General features: G+C 48.6%; 14 protein-coding genes. 5 read left to right on the top strand and 9 right to left on the bottom strand.

The features are described 5' to 3' along the window. Positions 1-81: 81 nt before the first annotated feature. Positions 82-1,008: a tyrosine recombinase XerC gene (locus tag HYX48_03595; protein MBI2742980.1), complete on the bottom strand. Its 927-nt coding sequence runs from the start codon at positions 1,006-1,008 to the stop codon at positions 82-84. Between the two features lie 42 nt (positions 1,009-1,050). Here HYX48_03595 and HYX48_03590 point away from each other — a divergent pair, with 42 nt between their 5' ends. From HYX48_03590 to HYX48_03575, 4 genes are all read left to right on the top strand, one after another. Continuing rightward, a complete protein-coding gene (locus tag HYX48_03590) occupies positions 1,051-2,634 on the top strand; it encodes an ABC-F family ATP-binding cassette domain-containing protein (protein MBI2742979.1) in 1,584 nt (527 codons plus the stop codon). 199 nt (positions 2,635-2,833) lie between these two features. After that, positions 2,834-3,061 carry a hypothetical protein gene (locus tag HYX48_03585; GenBank protein MBI2742978.1) on the top strand — a complete coding sequence of 76 codons (228 nt, stop codon included), beginning with the start codon at positions 2,834-2,836 and terminating at the stop codon, positions 3,059-3,061. Between the two features lie 4 nt (positions 3,062-3,065). Then, positions 3,066-3,308, top strand: coding sequence for a hypothetical protein (locus tag HYX48_03580; GenBank protein MBI2742977.1), 243 nt, complete (start codon positions 3,066-3,068; stop codon positions 3,306-3,308). Positions 3,309-3,396: 88 nt separating this feature from the next. Further along, positions 3,397-4,383 (top strand): class I SAM-dependent methyltransferase, encoded by a 987-nt coding sequence (locus HYX48_03575; GenBank protein ID MBI2742976.1) that lies wholly within the window; start codon positions 3,397-3,399, stop codon positions 4,381-4,383. A 3-nt stretch (positions 4,384-4,386) separates the two neighbouring features. Here the strand turns inward: HYX48_03575 and HYX48_03570 are convergent, their stop codons facing one another. After that, positions 4,387-4,884 (bottom strand): hypothetical protein, encoded by a 498-nt coding sequence (locus HYX48_03570; protein ID MBI2742975.1) that lies wholly within the window; start codon positions 4,882-4,884, stop codon positions 4,387-4,389. Next, on the bottom strand, positions 4,847-5,524 hold the full coding sequence (locus HYX48_03565; protein ID MBI2742974.1) for a hypothetical protein: 678 nt from the start codon (positions 5,522-5,524) through the stop codon (positions 4,847-4,849). Before HYX48_03565 ends, HYX48_03570 begins: the two co-directional genes overlap by 38 nt. A 180-nt stretch (positions 5,525-5,704) precedes the next feature. Here HYX48_03565 and HYX48_03560 point away from each other — a divergent pair, with 180 nt between their 5' ends. After that, positions 5,705-6,094 (top strand): hypothetical protein, encoded by a 390-nt coding sequence (locus HYX48_03560; GenBank protein ID MBI2742973.1) that lies wholly within the window; start codon positions 5,705-5,707, stop codon positions 6,092-6,094. Here HYX48_03560 and HYX48_03555 read toward each other — a convergent pair whose 3' ends face one another. The 6 genes from HYX48_03555 to sctQ all read right to left on the bottom strand — a co-directional run bounded on the left by HYX48_03555 (position 6,095) and on the right by sctQ (position 14,691). Next, positions 6,095-6,481, bottom strand: coding sequence for a membrane protein insertion efficiency factor YidD (locus HYX48_03555; GenBank protein MBI2742972.1), 387 nt, complete (start codon positions 6,479-6,481; stop codon positions 6,095-6,097). Beyond that, positions 6,471-7,421: a tetratricopeptide repeat protein gene (locus HYX48_03550; protein MBI2742971.1), complete on the bottom strand. Its 951-nt coding sequence runs from the start codon at positions 7,419-7,421 to the stop codon at positions 6,471-6,473. The genes HYX48_03555 and HYX48_03550 overlap by 11 nt, the downstream gene beginning before the upstream one ends. Next, positions 7,414-11,046, bottom strand: coding sequence for a hypothetical protein (locus tag HYX48_03545; GenBank protein ID MBI2742970.1), 3,633 nt, complete (start codon positions 11,044-11,046; stop codon positions 7,414-7,416). Before HYX48_03545 ends, HYX48_03550 begins: the two co-directional genes overlap by 8 nt. Positions 11,047-11,195: 149 nt before the next feature. Beyond that, positions 11,196-11,591, bottom strand: coding sequence for a hypothetical protein (locus HYX48_03540; GenBank protein ID MBI2742969.1), 396 nt, complete (start codon positions 11,589-11,591; stop codon positions 11,196-11,198). A gap of 116 nt (positions 11,592-11,707) precedes the next feature. Next, on the bottom strand, positions 11,708-13,315 hold the full coding sequence (locus tag HYX48_03535; GenBank protein MBI2742968.1) for a protein kinase: 1,608 nt from the start codon (positions 13,313-13,315) through the stop codon (positions 11,708-11,710). 179 nt (positions 13,316-13,494) lie between these two features. Then, the gene (sctQ, locus tag HYX48_03530) at positions 13,495-14,691 is read right to left on the bottom strand and encodes a type III secretion system cytoplasmic ring protein SctQ (GenBank protein ID MBI2742967.1); all 1,197 of its coding nucleotides are present in this window, start codon (positions 14,689-14,691) and stop codon (positions 13,495-13,497) included. Positions 14,692-14,703: the final 12 nt, after the last annotated feature.

Raw genomic sequence — 14,703 nt, 5'->3', positions numbered from 1 at the left:
TTCCGTGTCCCCTCTCTTTCTCTCTTTCGTGAACGTGCCCGTGTGCGTGCCCGCGCCCGATCTTCTCTTCAAAAAAGGGGGCTACTTTTCGCCTAGGGATAGGGGATGGGCTTTCTGGTAGACGTCGCGCTTGAGCCTAGTTGAGACTTGGGTGTAGATGGTGGTTGTGCCGAGGGAGCTGTGGCCGAGAAGCATCTGGATCGTCTTGAGGTCCATTCCCTTTTCAAGCCAGTGGGTAGCAATCGTGTGGCGGATCGTGTGCGGGGTGATCTTTCCCGATAGACCCGAAGCGAGCAGGTACTGCTCGAATTTGCGGTCGATCGATCGCACGGTAATGCGCCTTCCCCACTTATTCAAAAAGAGTGCAGAGCTATCCTCCTCGGGCTGGTGGACATCTGAACTGAGGTGGCGCTGAGGATCATTTAAATACTTCTGAATCCAGGAGACAGCTGTCTGCGTTACAGGGACGACGCGCTGCTTTTTTCCTTTACCCATCACGCGGACGAGTCTCTCTACAAAATCAACATCTGTGCGATTTAAGGCGGCCAGTTCGCTGATGCGCAGGCCTGAGCTGTAGAAGAGCTCCATGATGCAGCGGTCTCGAAGGCCGAGGTAGCTCGTAGTATCTGGCGCTGAAAAGAGGCGCTCGACCTGATCGTAGGTGAGAGAGGCGGGAATCGTCTTATCGAGCTTGGGAGAGTCGATCTCATCCATCGGGTTCAGAGAGATCAGCTTCTCTCTACTTAAGAAATTGAAAAACGAGCGCAGACTAGAGAGGCGTCTGAGTATCGTTCTCTTTTTTGCCTCTTTCGCATTGAGTTCAGCTAAGTAGCCTCGGATTTCGCGCTTGCCGACGCTTGCTAGATCTATAGAACTATTTTGACTTTCTAAATAGGATCTAAACCCCTCTAGATCTAGCCCATAGTTGCGGATCGTATGGGAAGAGGAGCCTCTTACCACCCGCAAATACTCTAAAAATTGACCTATTACTATCTTGACGTCAGCCATTTGTGTGTTAATATAGACAATCCAAAAACAAAAACTCAATCCATGATTACACTAAACGAAATCTCAAAGAAGATCGGAAGCCGCGTTCTATTCGAAAATGTCACCGTCACCTTTAGCCCCGGGAAGCGCTACGGTCTGACTGGGCCTAACGGAGCAGGCAAGTCGACTCTCTTTAAGATCATCATGAAAAAAGAGGAGCCGACGAGCGGAACAGTCACTCTTCCTCGTAAGGTGGGTTTCTTAAGACAGAATATCGAAGATTTCAGAGAGATCAAAGTTGTCGATGCAGTCATCATGGGCAACCAGCGCCTCTGGGATACTTTCGCTGAAAGAGATCGACTCTATCTCGAAGAGATGACAGACGAGATCGGCATCCGCCTTGGCGAGCTCGAAGAGATCGTCGCAGACGAAAATGGGTATGAGGCTGAGTCGGAAGCTGAGTCTCTACTCGTGGGAATGGGGATCCCTGGGGAGCTCCACCACAAACGGATGGAAGAGGTCCCTATCGACATGCAGTTCCGCGTTCTCCTCTGCCAAGCGCTCTTCGGAACCCCTGAGGCTCTCTTGCTCGATGAACCGACCAACCACCTCGACCTCGAATCGATCGGATGGCTAGAGACCTTCCTGCTGCGCTATACCGGCACGCTTGTTGTAGTCAGCCACGACCGCCACTTCTTGAATGCGATTACAACACATATTGCCGATATCGACTATGAGACCCTCATCATCTATTCAGGAAACTATGATGACATGGTTGCAGCTAAGAGCTCTGTCCGCGAGCGCACCGAGTCGGAAAACAAGAGCAAAGAGAAGAAGATCTCTCAGCTTCAAGAGTTCGTAGCAAAATTCGGCGCCGGAACGCGCGCAAGCCAGGTTCAATCTCGTTTAAGAGAGATCGAGCGCTTGAGCCCTATGGAATTAAAGAAATCAAATATCCAGAGACCATATATTCGCTTCTACCCTCCAGAAAAACCCGCTGGTCAGGTGATTTTTAAGGTCCAAGACATTTCAAAAGCATTTGATGGAAAGAAGGTGATCACCAACTTCTCATGCGAAATCGCGCGTGGAGAGAAGATCGGCGTCATTGGAAATAACGGAAGAGGAAAGACGACTCTTCTGAAGATGCTAGCGCAAGTCCTTCCACAGGATAGCGGCCGTATTGAACTCGGCCACCAGGTGCAGATCGGCTACTTTCCCCAAAACCACAACGATATCATCGATAAGAGCTCTTCGATGACCGCCTTCGACTGGCTCAAAGGCCGCAAAGAGGGAGTCTACGATCAGGACATCCGCAGCGTTCTAGGTAAGATGCTCTTTGGAGGCGACGACGCCTTTAAGCCCATCTCCCACCTGTCGGGAGGAGAGACCGCGCGCCTTATCATCGCCGGAATCATGCTCTGCAACTACAACACCCTCGTGTTTGACGAGCCCAACAACCACCTCGACCTCGAAGCCGTCTCTGCACTTGCATGGGCGCTAGAAGAGTATAAGGGAACGGTTATCATGGCCAGCCATGACCGCGACCTGCTTTCGCGCGCCACAACGCGTACGCTCGCCTTTGAAGAGAAGGGGATCCGCTCGTTTGATGGCTCTCTTGAAGAGTACCTCTCAGTTCACGCTAAATAACTGTTGTGGTTCAAATTATTAATATGTAATTTGAAAAATATAACGGATTATACCGCAATGACACATATTCCACCTCTTGCAGGCTGGCCCTCTCAGACATCTCTTGTAAAAGAGCCATCTAACAGCCGCAAAAAGAAGAAGAAGACCTCTGCTCGTGCGGGCGCGAGCCGTCGTGGAAATAAAAAACGTTAGGAGTTGTATGGTAAGAAATGTAGGACCAACTTCCCCAACACCTCCCTTCTACGAGCCGCCGATCTCAGAAGAGGCTCAGCTCGCCAAAAAACTACAATCTGCGATCTCAAACTTTTCCGATTCTGTGAAAAATCTCACGCCCGACTCAGCGCGCAGCGTACACTCACTATCAAATCTCGCTGAGACCATCAAACAGCTCAATGAACTCTCCCGCAAAGCGTCTAAATTGGAATAAACCCATGCTAAGAGAGAACTTACAAGATGCCGGTCAGATCATTCAGAATATGCTAGGCCAGCCCCTTTCAGTTCCCGGCCTGCCCGAAGGAGTCTCTCTTCTCTCTGCCGCCGAAGAGTATGAGCCCATAGAGGGCGAAGCCTCCGCTCTCAGCCAGGTGATGCTCTCTTTCCTCAAGCATCCCGAACCCACCGAAGTTCTCCTCCAAGAACTAGACCTCCTCTACAACGACCTCAACGTCAAATAAGAAGAGTTTAATAAGTTCTTTTTTGCTTTTTTCCCATTTATTGGTAACCTTTGCTGTTTACCCAGTGAAGTAACGGGCGAAGGGAAAAATGAACAAATTCTTAAAGATCTCACTTGTGGTGTTTATAATGTCTGGATTGAACTTCGAGATCGGGGCTGAACAGAACCTCTCCCACGCACAGCGCGCCTCCTCTTTTGAGCAGAGCAGAAAGGCCATGGTGGAACGAATAGCGAATCGAGGAGATCTTCCTTACGCTACCGTCCAGAGGCAGCTCGAAATGGTCAATCAACTATCAGAGTTTGAACTCGGAAGATTTCTAATTGAAAGAGGCGGGTTAAACGGCTACTGGACTCACTATGTCATCACATATCCAGAAAAGAAGGAGATAGAAGGTAAGCCTAAACCGTTCAATTCTCTTGAGTCGTTTATTCTCGACTCTGCGCCTACATGCCTTGCCACGCAGCAGAGATATCAGATTTTCAAATCTCAAATTCAACAGCGCATTAAAGAGGGCTGCAGTTTCGCTTCTATTCCTTGCGGGCTCATGGGGGAGCTTCTCGATCTTGACTACTCAGGCCTTGATACATTTTCACTCTGGGGGATCGATCTCGATGCTGAAACGCTTGATCAAGCGCGCGAGCACGCCGCTGAGCAGGGGCTACTCATTCAGAGTCATTTTCTTGAGAAGGATGCCTGGAAACTCGATCTCGAAGAGCAGTTTGATCTCATCGCCAGCAATGGATTAGCAATCTATGAGCATGACGATCAGAAGGTTGTTCTGCTTTACAAACAATTCTTCGATGCACTCAAGCCGAACGGAGTCCTTGTAACGAGTTTTCTGACTCCTCCACCAGCACCTGGTTTGACTACTGCTTGGCTATCTGCTGAGGTTCGTCCGCAAGATGCGATCCTGCAAAAAATCCTATTCGTGGATGTTCTAGGTGTGAAATGGCAAGCGTACCGTACGGAAGAGACCGTGAGAAACCAGCTTAAGCAAGCGGGCTTCTGCGAGATCGAAATTCTCTACGACAAGGCTCACATTTTCCCCACCGTAATTGCAAAAAAGAGCTCTTAAAGCTCATCTGGCGTGATTGAGGAGATCGATCGTCTCTTGAAGATTGCCATTGGACAGAACTTCGCCTGCACTCAAATCTCTTGAGTTATCAACTCCGATCACAAAAAGATGGTCGATGCCCTTTGACATTCTGGAATAGGGATCGATGTTTGTCTGCCAGGGAGAGTGGATGCTAAAGTCGGTATATCCAGCTTTTCGATAGGCAGCGATCATCTCCTCTCTTTCGAAATTATTATCGCCTAGTGCGACTGTGATGGCATTTTCTTGGTGGCGTTCATAAGCGTACCTAGCAAACTCTTCGCGCGAAGGTTTGGTGGGATCTCCTGGGATATGCGCATTGAGAATGCGGAGACTTTGTGCATTTTGACGGGAAAAGAAGGCGTTTTGTAGCGGGCGGCCAGGGACACTGGGGTAAGCGGAGGTAGCGGTTTCAGATCTATCAGGGGAGTAGGCCAGCGCTGTATTATTGAACTGTGCAAAAGAAACCAGTGCAACCCTCATTAGAGCAGCCATTTGGGTGATACTGATGGCCCTCTATGAATGTAAATGGTTCTTTATAGCCAGGAAAATAACCCTCGCCATTATGGATCGCTCCGTGTTGAAATTCTCCAATGATTTTGACGCCACGAGGTCCTGTTATCAAAGTTCCCTGGCCATGGCTTGCGCCTTGGGAAAAGCTGCCTTGATAGGTGGTTTTGTCTTTAAAAAGCAGATGGCCTTCTCCATCTGGAACGCCATCTACAAAGTCTCCAGTATATCGATCCCATCCCCCTGGATGGTCAGCTGGATACGCGATGGTGCCCTTTCCATCAGGGTATCCATTTTTCATAGGACCTGTATATTTGCTTCCATCTTTGAGTGTCACCGTCTGATCTGACTCCTTCGCGTCTCCTTTCGAGTCCTGCGCACCCGAAGGTGGTGCAAGAGCTGAGTGAGTGATTGTTACAGATACTGCTCCCGCTCCTGTTGCAATACCCGTTCCTGCTGCAGCGCTTGTTAGGCTGCTGGCATAATAGGAGACCGGAGGCGCCGCTGAAGCTCTGGAAGCCGGTCTATCGTAAGAGGTCTCTGAATCATAAGCTGCATAGGGAGCTGCTTCGGCTGTTTCCGCAGATAATAAACGCTCTGTAAGACTTGTCATTAGAAACTCCATCGCGAAGATAAGGAGCACAAAATTTAGAGAGTTGTAATAAATTTTTCAAGAATCCACATTGCCAGCATAGAAGAGTGCATATACCTGCTGGTTGGTGTAATCTTGTAGTAGCCTCTAATTTTAAAAGATGCGTATTTTGAGGTTGAGAAGGACAACAAGGAGAAAGATATGCGTATAGGAAACGTTCCACCAACCAGCCCAACTTACGGAAGTCAGCAGCCGTCGGATATTCCACCGCAGGCCCAAAAAGCTGCGACTGATATGGCAAATCTGTCAGTCCAGCTACCAGATCTGTACGCGCAATATACGGCAGCAACAACTCCCCAGCAGAAGAGTGCAATCATGGCTCGAATCAGTGCAGTAGAGCAGGCCATTGCTGGCGACCTGAATACATTGCAGAAATTGAGCAGTCAGCTTCCTCCGGATGCCCAAGCCCAACTCGAGCAGGTAGCTTCATTAACAAGGTCACTTGCGGAGTATCCTGAAAAGGTCACACCAAGTCAGCTTGCAATTTACGAGTTTAATGTTGGCAAGCTCTGCGGCCAGCTCGGCTGCTAATTAGGGAGGGGGATCGTACTTGATGAGTTTGCCGTTGAAGGTAGTGGTGCGGTAGACCCACTCGTCGTCGTTCTCGCGGAGGAGGCGGTCGCAGCCGAGGAAGAAGCCTTTGACGAAGCCGTGCTTCTGCATTGCGAGGAGCATGTACTGGGAAGAGGAGGGGCGGAAGTGGCTGCGCGGTCCGTCGACCTTAGAGAGCACGTTCTGGTGGAAGAGAATGGCCTCCTTTGCAGCTTTAACCATGATGGAGGGTTTCTGCGCAGGGGCTTCGACGCTCTTCTGTTTGGGAAGTAGATCTGCATCCGTTCCCCAGGGCTCTTCATAGCCTGGTGCTGCAAAGCATAGGAGGGGAGCTAGGATAAATAGAAGGGTTGGTTTAAAAGCCATAGCGCAGCATGAATACGGGGAAGAGCCCCTTCTGGTTCATCATGGGCGAGGCCTTCTGCTCATAGAGTCTTTCATTGTAATACTTAGCCTCTTCGCCGCCGCCGTAGATCCCGCCAAAGTACCAGCCAGCTTCAAAGCTTGTGAAGATGAGGCCAGCGGCGAGGTGCTTATGCTGAAAGAAGTGGACAGAGGCCGCAATAAAAAGACCATTTAAGAGAACTGCGGTGAGCGCAGATTTTTTCTGGCCCAGATAGAGGTAGCCGGCTCCAGGAAGAACGGCATTTAAAGCTTGGGCCTTACTCACAGATTTTCTCTCGGCTTCATAGGAGGCGAGAAAGGGCTTTAAATAGCTCTCATCGGAGTGGTTTTCAGCGTGCTGATGGAGTGTTGGAAGATCTGCGCGCATAAGAGCGGAGGAGAGGGAGAGCTTCTCGGCGGACTCGGCATCGCTCTCTTCGAGAATCTTTAAGATCCGCTCGGCCTTCTGCTCTTCTTGGGTCTCTTGATAGCTCTCATACAGGATCACGAGAAGGTCGTGGTAGACGGGGAAGGTCTGGTCGGCATTTCGAAGGTCGCTGCGCTCAAAGGTGTAGACTACATCTGAGTATTTTTTAGCGAGGAAGTAGCAGAGGAGAATCTCATACTGGACCTCTAAGCGCCGTTTATAAGACTCTTGAGGAACTAAAAACTCTGAACGCTTGAAGGCGGTAATCGCTTGGTAGAGGTCGAGCTGATGCGCAAACCCCTTTCCTATGACATACTCTCTGCCCCAATCTTGCTGCTTCTCATGTTCTGTAAGAGGAGGGAAGGGAGCTGGCAGGCTCTTTAAATACCGATCTTGCACGGCGTAGTTGATCTTCGGCTCTATATCATCTGAAACGTGATGGCACGCAGAAAGCAGTAGGCAGAAGCTGCAAAAAACAAGAAGAGATCTATTCATTATCCGACTGTTTGACGAGGTTGATGCCCTCATCAAACTCTTCTTTCATCACAGGGAGAACGATCTCATCTTTGTAGAGCTGCTCTTGGTGGCCTGTGACGTTCTTATACTCTTCGTAGTTGTTGATGATCTGTGGGCGGATGAAGATGATCAGGTTGTCTTTAGAGTTAGTGCGATCGTTCTCACTAAATGCAGCGCCAATTACGGGGAGGCCGCCGAGGCAAGGAATGCCCGATTTGAAGTGCTGCTTCGTATCTTGAATCATGCCGCTTAAAACGACAAAGTGCTTATCGGGAACATGGACGCGTGTATTTAAGCTGGTGTGAGTCGTTAAAATTCCGTTGGGCGGAATATTCTGGTTCGCTGAAGCGGAGATCTGGGTGCTGAGGTCATTCGAGATCTCAAGCGTGATAATATCGCTATTTCCGAGATAGGGTGTGATGCTGAGGTTCATCCCGATATCGCGGTATTCGATGTTCGATGTGACGGAGGTGTTTATGCCACCAGAAACGTTAAGGACCGATCCGGTGTAGGGGATGTTCTGCCCGACAAAGATGGTAGAGTTTGTCGTGTCTTGGCAGATCAATTTCGGATTGAGAACGATCGTCGAATCGATATCTGTCTGAAGTGCATTCACAAGCGCGCCCAGGGAGATAAAAGACCTGCCCTTATGCATGACGATGTCTCCGATTGAGCCTAGATCGAAGCCTTGCGTGAAAGGAATCTGCGTGTTCGGGTTAGGGAAGCTAGTTGCATTTACAGCTTGCAAACCAGACTGGAAGACAGGGGAGGCTGCGCTCTGCCCAGAGAAGGGGTTGGTAGCAGGGAAGTTGCCATAGCCTATGCCCACCTTATCGCGGTATTTTGCAAAGCCTCCCCACTGCACGCCGAAGCTCTGGAGGTTAGAAAGACTTGTCTCGATGATAAGCACTTCGATGAAGACCTGTTTAAGCGGAACGTCGAGGCTCTGGACGAGGTCTTTCAGTTTTGTGAGTACATCTTGATCACCGGTTGCAATTAGCGAGTTAGTTACGTTAATCCACTGGAGCGAGTTGATGGCAGCAACGAGGTTTTGAGTTGGTGTGGCTGTTGATTTACTTAGTTCGGAGGCCACCTGCTTGATCGCAGTGATGATGTCGGTTCCCTGGTGGTATTGCAGCTTGTAAACTAGGAAGCTTGTGTTCTCAATCGAGGAGATAGAGGGAACGGCTCCTTCTTCAGCTTTGCTGGGAATGTCGAATTTAACGAGGAGGGCTTCCACTTTTTTAATCGAGTCGGCGTCTCCTGTAATCACAAGAGAGGAGGTCTGATCCATCCACTTGAGATTATTGATCGTATCAAAAAGGGCGGGATCGGAGACTCCCGAATCAGTTAGATTCTTCTCAAAGAGACATAGGATCTGAATGAGGTCGGGTCCATTCTGATAGACAGGTGTGTAGAGAACGTAGCTCATGGGGGCCGCTTTCGTGCCACCGAGTGCCGCAATATCAAACTTCTCTGCAAGCGCTTCAACGCGTTCTAAGGCCTGTTGGGAGCCGGTAAAGAGGATGGAGTTTGTCTCTTTGATCCACTTCATTGAATTGATCGCTTGACTTAGCTCCTTATCCACTGCATTCGACTTGTCGAGCTGAGCCGATACAGAGCGCATAGAGGACATAAACTCTGGCGCAGAAGCAGCTGTGAGCTTGTAGATGATAAAAGTCATGTTGCCGATACGCTGGATCACATGAGCTTCACCGATCGAAACGTCGATTGTTGCAAGCAGCCCCTGCACCTTTTGTATAGACTCTGGAGAGCCCGTAAAAAGGAGGGAGTTGGTCGCAGGGACGGGTCTCATCGTTTTGAGTGTCTGCAGAAGCCCGCGATCGATTAAACCAGACTGTTCTAGATCAGTTGATATCGTAGTGAGAGACTCTTGGATAAATTCGGCAGACTGATACTTTGGCTTATAGATAAAAAAGGAGGATTTACCACCTGCAAGAGCGGCGCCTGCAGCTTCTGCAGTATCGAATTGGGCAATCAAGCTCTTAACTTTTTCTACGCTGATTGTAGATCCGGTGATGAGGAGGGAGTTGTTGTCTTTTACCCACTTAATCTTGTCGATCGTCTTTGCAAGATTTTCGCTCACAGGATCGTCTGAAGGAAGATCGCTTGCTAGCATCTCTAGGTTTTTTAACAGCTCGTTACCCTGAACGTACTGCAGCTTGTAGAGGTAGAACTCTCTGCCCTCTTCAACAGCAACACCAGAGGAGTTGTCCAATTCAATGAGGATCTCTTGAACTTTTTTAAGCGTCTCAGGATCGCCGGTAAAGAGGAGGGTGTTGGTCTCAGGGACCCACTGCATTTTTTCAATCGAATAGAGGAGAGAAGGATCTGCTAGTCCGGAGTCTTTTAGTTTATCGCTGACCTCTTCCATTCCCTCTACGAGACCGGTTCCTGTGCGATTCTTCGGCCGGTACATCAGAAAGTCTGTTCCGGTGGATAGCGCGCGTTTGGATTTCGCGGGCACGACGTCAAAGGTGGGGAGGAGAATTTTGATCTGCTCGATCGATTTTGCATCGCCGGTAAAAATAAGGGAGTTGTTCTCTTTAATCCAGCGCATGCTCTTTAGAGCTTCGATGAGATTTTCATCCGGAGTGGAGGAGTCCTGGATATTTTCAATCATCTGCTTCAGAGCAGTACTTAGCTGCTCTTCGCTCGCATGTTCGATCTGATAGACGTAAAAGGTGGCCTTTCCGTTTCCTTTAATTGGAGTAGCTTTGCTTGCAATATCGAGATCTTCCATCACTGCCATTGCCCTTTCGATCAGGTAGGGAGTAGAGATGATGAAGATACTATTTGTATCTAGCTGAGGAACGAATAGAAGGGGGTTGCCTTCAGCAAATGGAGTAACGATCTGTGTTGCAAGTGCGATTAGCTCAATGGGAGAGATGTGCTTAGCAACGTAAGCTTCTATCTCCAGGGGAGAGTGGGGAGAGTCGAGGCTTACAAGAAGAGAGGAGATCTTCTCGATGTTGGTGACGATATCTGTAACAATTAGCTGGCGCGTCTCTTTTGAGACCTCGATCAGTGCGCTTGCAGAGACCATCGGTCTAATCAGGTTCGCAATGCTATCCGGGCTCACATTTTTTATGCGGAAGATGCGTGTGACAATCGGAGCTCTTCCATGTTTTTCAGGAAGATCGGGAGAGACGATCGTCGGGATCTGATTAACTGTTGTGCTCTTTGTGATGAGCAAATTGTTCTCCTGTTCAAGGAGAGTAAGTCCATGAATGCGGAGCACCTGAATCATCGCAGAGAGGATATTCTTGGTCGTGATCGGCTCTTCGGAGACGATCGTGACGTTGAACTGAAGCTCCTGATCGTCGAATACGAAGTTGAGCCCTGTGATCTTGCTCACATAGCGAATGTATTCGATGATCGAGACGTTATTGAAGTTGATTGTGTAAGAGCCCCCAGCGTCATCGCTTTTGCTGAGATTTAAATCTGCAAGCAGAGCGATCTCATCTTCAGCATTGGCAATGGAAGTATGCCATGAAGAGAGAGTGAACGCGATAAGGGAGCATTTGAAAAAGAGGCTTTTGCGCACGTCAAAAAAGCGCCAAAACGAAGACTCTTCTCTCATAGTTGTTATATCTAGAATGGTAAAACTTGTTGTGAATCCTAAAATCTCGTCGGATTATTGTAAACACAGGAGATCGTTTCACCGGAGAATATTTCAGAAGAGCTCGAAGAAAAAAGAGAAGAAAGAGGGCTCCTTCTTCTCTTATTTGGTTATACTTTTATCGCCTCTTTCGGTGCATCTGGGAAGACTTCTGCACGAAGGGTAACGTTTCTAATATGCGCTCGAGCTGCTTTAAAAAGGTTTGAAGCTGCATTTGATGTTATCTCTTTTTGCCGCTCCGGTTTTTCGGGCTTCTTATTTCTTTTCAAACAGCAGGAGATCTGCTTTCCAGCCCAGAAAGCGGAGCCAACAGAGAGTTCGCAAACAGCAAAAAATTGCGAGGCTCCAAGTGCGCAAGCGATTTCGAATCTGCGATAGAATTCACAAGTTTCTGGATTATCAAAAGCGGAGAGTCCTTCTGCCCACGCAAGCATGCCGTCAGATAGGGTCTCCATCGGGTGGGTCATAGATAGGGGGGCGCGTCGGCTGCTAGTTTCTGAAGTCATTGTTTTATTGCCTATAAAGTATTTAGATTGATATATAGTAACATAAAATATACATTATCGAAATCTAAAATAATAATTTTATAATTAACTAATAATAAAATTATTAACAGGTGTTTTTAGGAGAGGCGGCGGATGGAAAGGAGGACTTTAGGCAAGCTCTCAGTTGCAATTGCATGGAGGCTTGTCATTTTACGGAGGATCGTCTCGGCTTGGCGCTCGGCGGAGAGAAGAGCGCTCTCTTTAATCGCCAAGTTCAAGTGCCCCTCAAACTCCCGTTTTTGGGCATCATCTTCATGGAGAGCGGTCTCAAGAGAGTGAAGAAAGAGAGTGTCTCCAATCTTCCAGTTGTCATTTGTCTCTGTGAAGTCGCCAGGCATCTCTACGCCCAGGGGAGGGTTTGGGACAGCGATGTAGCGGGGCAGCTCGCTGCCTTCAGGGAGATGAACGAGTCGTCCAAGTCCGCAAGAGAGGTAGGTGAGCTCCTCTTGTAGAGGGTCGAGAAGAAGAAGTGCGAGGGAGAAGGGCTGTTTAAGGCTATCGTCATGAATAAGCTCATTCAGCGCAGAGATGAAAGAGCGCACCTGGAAGGGAGCTCGCGTAGCTGGCTCTCTCTCATGGATTAGCGTGCGAATCATCCCTCTCAAAGAGGCGATGTAGATGGGAGCTTCAATTCCAAATGTAGTGGGTTCTGCAAGCAGTATAAGGTAGTTATTATCAGGTAGCTTGAAGAAGTCGAAGTAGATTCCCATCTGTCCAGGGCCTTTGTGCTTTGCAAGGCCAATTTCAAACTCTGGCCAGTCGGGTGGCGATCCTGGGACGAGCATAGAGCCCGCTTTCTGGAGCGTTTCAAGAACCTCTTTAACCTCATCGCTGCCAGGACGCTCCTTTTCGAGCTCTCCCGATTTTAAGTAGTCGGAAAGGTCGGAGATCAGATCGACGATATCGTTGTAGCGTTCGCTCAGTGAGACTGCAAGGGCTTTGCCGATGATTCTCTGAAACCCTTTTGGCAGCAGCGAGAGGTTCATCATTCCGTAACTCAGCTTGCCAAGAACGAGCTCGTAGGCGATGACTGCCAGCGAGTAGATGTCGGATGCATAGGTTGCTTTTGATGGGTCCTCTTTCTGTTCAGGGCTCATGTAGGAGGGGGTGCCTAAAACTTTTGAGTGCGGGATGCTTCCTCTCGTCTCTTCATGGAGCTGAGCGATGCCGAAGTCGATGACTTTGATTTCGCCATCTTCGCTCATGAGGATATTTTCAGGTTTTAGATCTCGATGAACCACTCCATTTGCATGTAAGTGACAGAGGGCGTAAGAGACTTGCAAAATGATGTCGATACAGCGTTTTAGAGAGAAGGATTGTTGAGCAATGAACTGAGAGAGCGATACGCCGCGGATAAACTCCATCGCAATGTAAAGTCCGCCTTCCCATTCGCCCTGGCCGTAGAGCTTTACGATATTTGGATGGCTGGTGATTCCAATAATGTGCGCCTCTTTCAAAAAGTGAGCTGTAGCTTCTGGATGGTTGATATATCCAGGAGAGAGAACCTTAACGACGAGCGTCTGGTTCGTTTCAGGATGAATGCCGAGATAGAGAAGGCTCATGCCGCCCTTGCTCAGCAGACCTTCGATTTTATATGGTCCGATTCTCTCGGGCGTAGGAGGGAGTTTCTCGCTTGAAATGAGATCTGGAAGAGTATTCTGCTTGTAGAAGGTCTTCTGAAGCATTTATGTTATACCATTTATCAAAAATAACTTCATTTTATGACTTCCCCGGCAATCCCATATTTTCAACCCGCTTGCATCGCTCAACTTATTCAAGTTGAGCTGCATCAGCGTCGGCTGCGCCTAGTTTAAACTCTGGGCGCCGGCTTTGTCAAAAATGCAGTTATTTTTGATAAATGGTATTATTGGGGCAGTTCCAGGATTCTTACGCCTAAAATGTCTCCAATTTTGACCAGTTCGCCTCTTGCTACACGCTTTCCTTGCAAAGTCACGTGAACGCTCTGATCGGGATTTAATCCCATCTCAAGCAGATTCCCGGGCTTCATCTGCATTAGCTTGTCGAGACTCATTGTCAAGCGGCCAATCTCCACTGTAAGCGTGAGAGGAACCTCTTCTGCAGAGATCATCTTTTCAATAGAGCTCTCTTTTGAGATCTTCTCCTCTTCGCTAGCCCAGAGATGGCTCTCTTCTTCGGTAGCGCCCTCTTCTTTCGCTGCTTCTTCTTCGAACTTCTTGTCTTCTTCTGAAGGTGACATGCTCTCCTCTTGATAGAATGCATAATCGAGTAGTTTAAGACCGCCCTCTTTAATTCTACCTTGGAAGAGAGGTGTCTTGCCGAGTGTTAACGTTACGCTTCCCTTGTGCTCACGAGGATCGAAGCTGCAGCGATCTAAGATGAGAAGATCTCCCGGAGAGATCTTCTTCCATTTTTCCCACTCGAGACTGGTGGACCCAATCTCCATATGTAGAGGGAGTATCGTCTCTTCAAGCAGAGGGCTCTCGAGAAGAGAGGGTCTGTTTTTTGAAAAGTGTGAGCGGAAGCTGCCATGGAATCCCGAAGGACAGATCAGGCGAATGCTTGCACTAATCTCATCCGTTAGTTCTAAACGAATATCGTAGCAGAATCCTCCGAGCTCTTTATGCAGCGAAGAGGGCTTGCCCAATTTTGCTGAGAGATCGGAAAAGCATTTTAACTGGTCTGCAACGTTTAACCCTTCCAAAAGGAGAAAGTGAAAGAATCCCTCTTGAAAATCTGGATGGGAAAAGCTTCGGGAGTCTTGAGTTTTTGTGAGACAAGCTGAGGTGAACTTATCTAGATCTTCTGACGAGATAGCGATGAATGCAACTTCAGAAATTGGGGAGAGCTCAATGCTCGAGATGTGTGGATTCTCTCCTAGGCCAACCAGAAAGCCCTCGGTTTTTTTCCACTCGCTCTTGACGACGCGAACTCTGAGTTCTGGAAGAGAGAGCGTCTCGCTAAGCGCGCGGGTAAATTCCTTCCATGGGAAGACGGGAGGAGCTCCCCAAAGAGGGATGAGCTTCGCCTCTTCGATCGCTTCTTCGATCCTTTTAATCCACAGAGTTGTTTCAGATCTCATATGCCAGTTCGA

The organism is Chlamydiales bacterium, from assembly GCA_016185065.1.
Classification (GTDB): domain Bacteria; phylum Chlamydiota; class Chlamydiia; order Chlamydiales; family Rhabdochlamydiaceae.
Note: the sequence above shows the minus strand (reverse complement) of the source record. Positions and strands in the feature narration are given on the sequence as shown.

Bases quoted from the DNA above. Each gene is read 5' to 3' on its own strand.
- HYX48_03565 (MBI2742974.1), bottom strand. From the start codon at position 5,524: ATGACAAGTCTTACAGAGCGTTTATTATCTGCGGAAACAGCCGAAGCA.
- HYX48_03580 (MBI2742977.1), top strand. From the start codon at position 3,066: ATGCTAAGAGAGAACTTACAAGATGCCGGTCAGATCATTCAGAATATG.
- HYX48_03560 (MBI2742973.1), top strand. From the start codon at position 5,705: ATGCGTATAGGAAACGTTCCACCAACCAGCCCAACTTACGGAAGTCAG.
- HYX48_03550 (MBI2742971.1), bottom strand. From the start codon at position 7,421: ATGAATAGATCTCTTCTTGTTTTTTGCAGCTTCTGCCTACTGCTTTCT.
- HYX48_03590 (MBI2742979.1), top strand. From the start codon at position 1,051: ATGATTACACTAAACGAAATCTCAAAGAAGATCGGAAGCCGCGTTCTA.
- sctQ (MBI2742967.1), bottom strand. From the start codon at position 14,691: ATGAGATCTGAAACAACTCTGTGGATTAAAAGGATCGAAGAAGCGATC.
- HYX48_03535 (MBI2742968.1), bottom strand. From the start codon at position 13,315: ATGCTTCAGAAGACCTTCTACAAGCAGAATACTCTTCCAGATCTCATT.
- HYX48_03575 (MBI2742976.1), top strand. From the start codon at position 3,397: ATGAACAAATTCTTAAAGATCTCACTTGTGGTGTTTATAATGTCTGGA.
- HYX48_03585 (MBI2742978.1), top strand. From the start codon at position 2,834: ATGGTAAGAAATGTAGGACCAACTTCCCCAACACCTCCCTTCTACGAG.
- HYX48_03570 (MBI2742975.1), bottom strand. From the start codon at position 4,884: ATGAGGGTTGCACTGGTTTCTTTTGCACAGTTCAATAATACAGCGCTG.
- HYX48_03540 (MBI2742969.1), bottom strand. From the start codon at position 11,591: ATGACTTCAGAAACTAGCAGCCGACGCGCCCCCCTATCTATGACCCAC.
- HYX48_03555 (MBI2742972.1), bottom strand. From the start codon at position 6,481: ATGGCTTTTAAACCAACCCTTCTATTTATCCTAGCTCCCCTCCTATGC.
- HYX48_03595 (MBI2742980.1), bottom strand. From the start codon at position 1,008: ATGGCTGACGTCAAGATAGTAATAGGTCAATTTTTAGAGTATTTGCGG.
- HYX48_03545 (MBI2742970.1), bottom strand. From the start codon at position 11,046: ATGAGAGAAGAGTCTTCGTTTTGGCGCTTTTTTGACGTGCGCAAAAGC.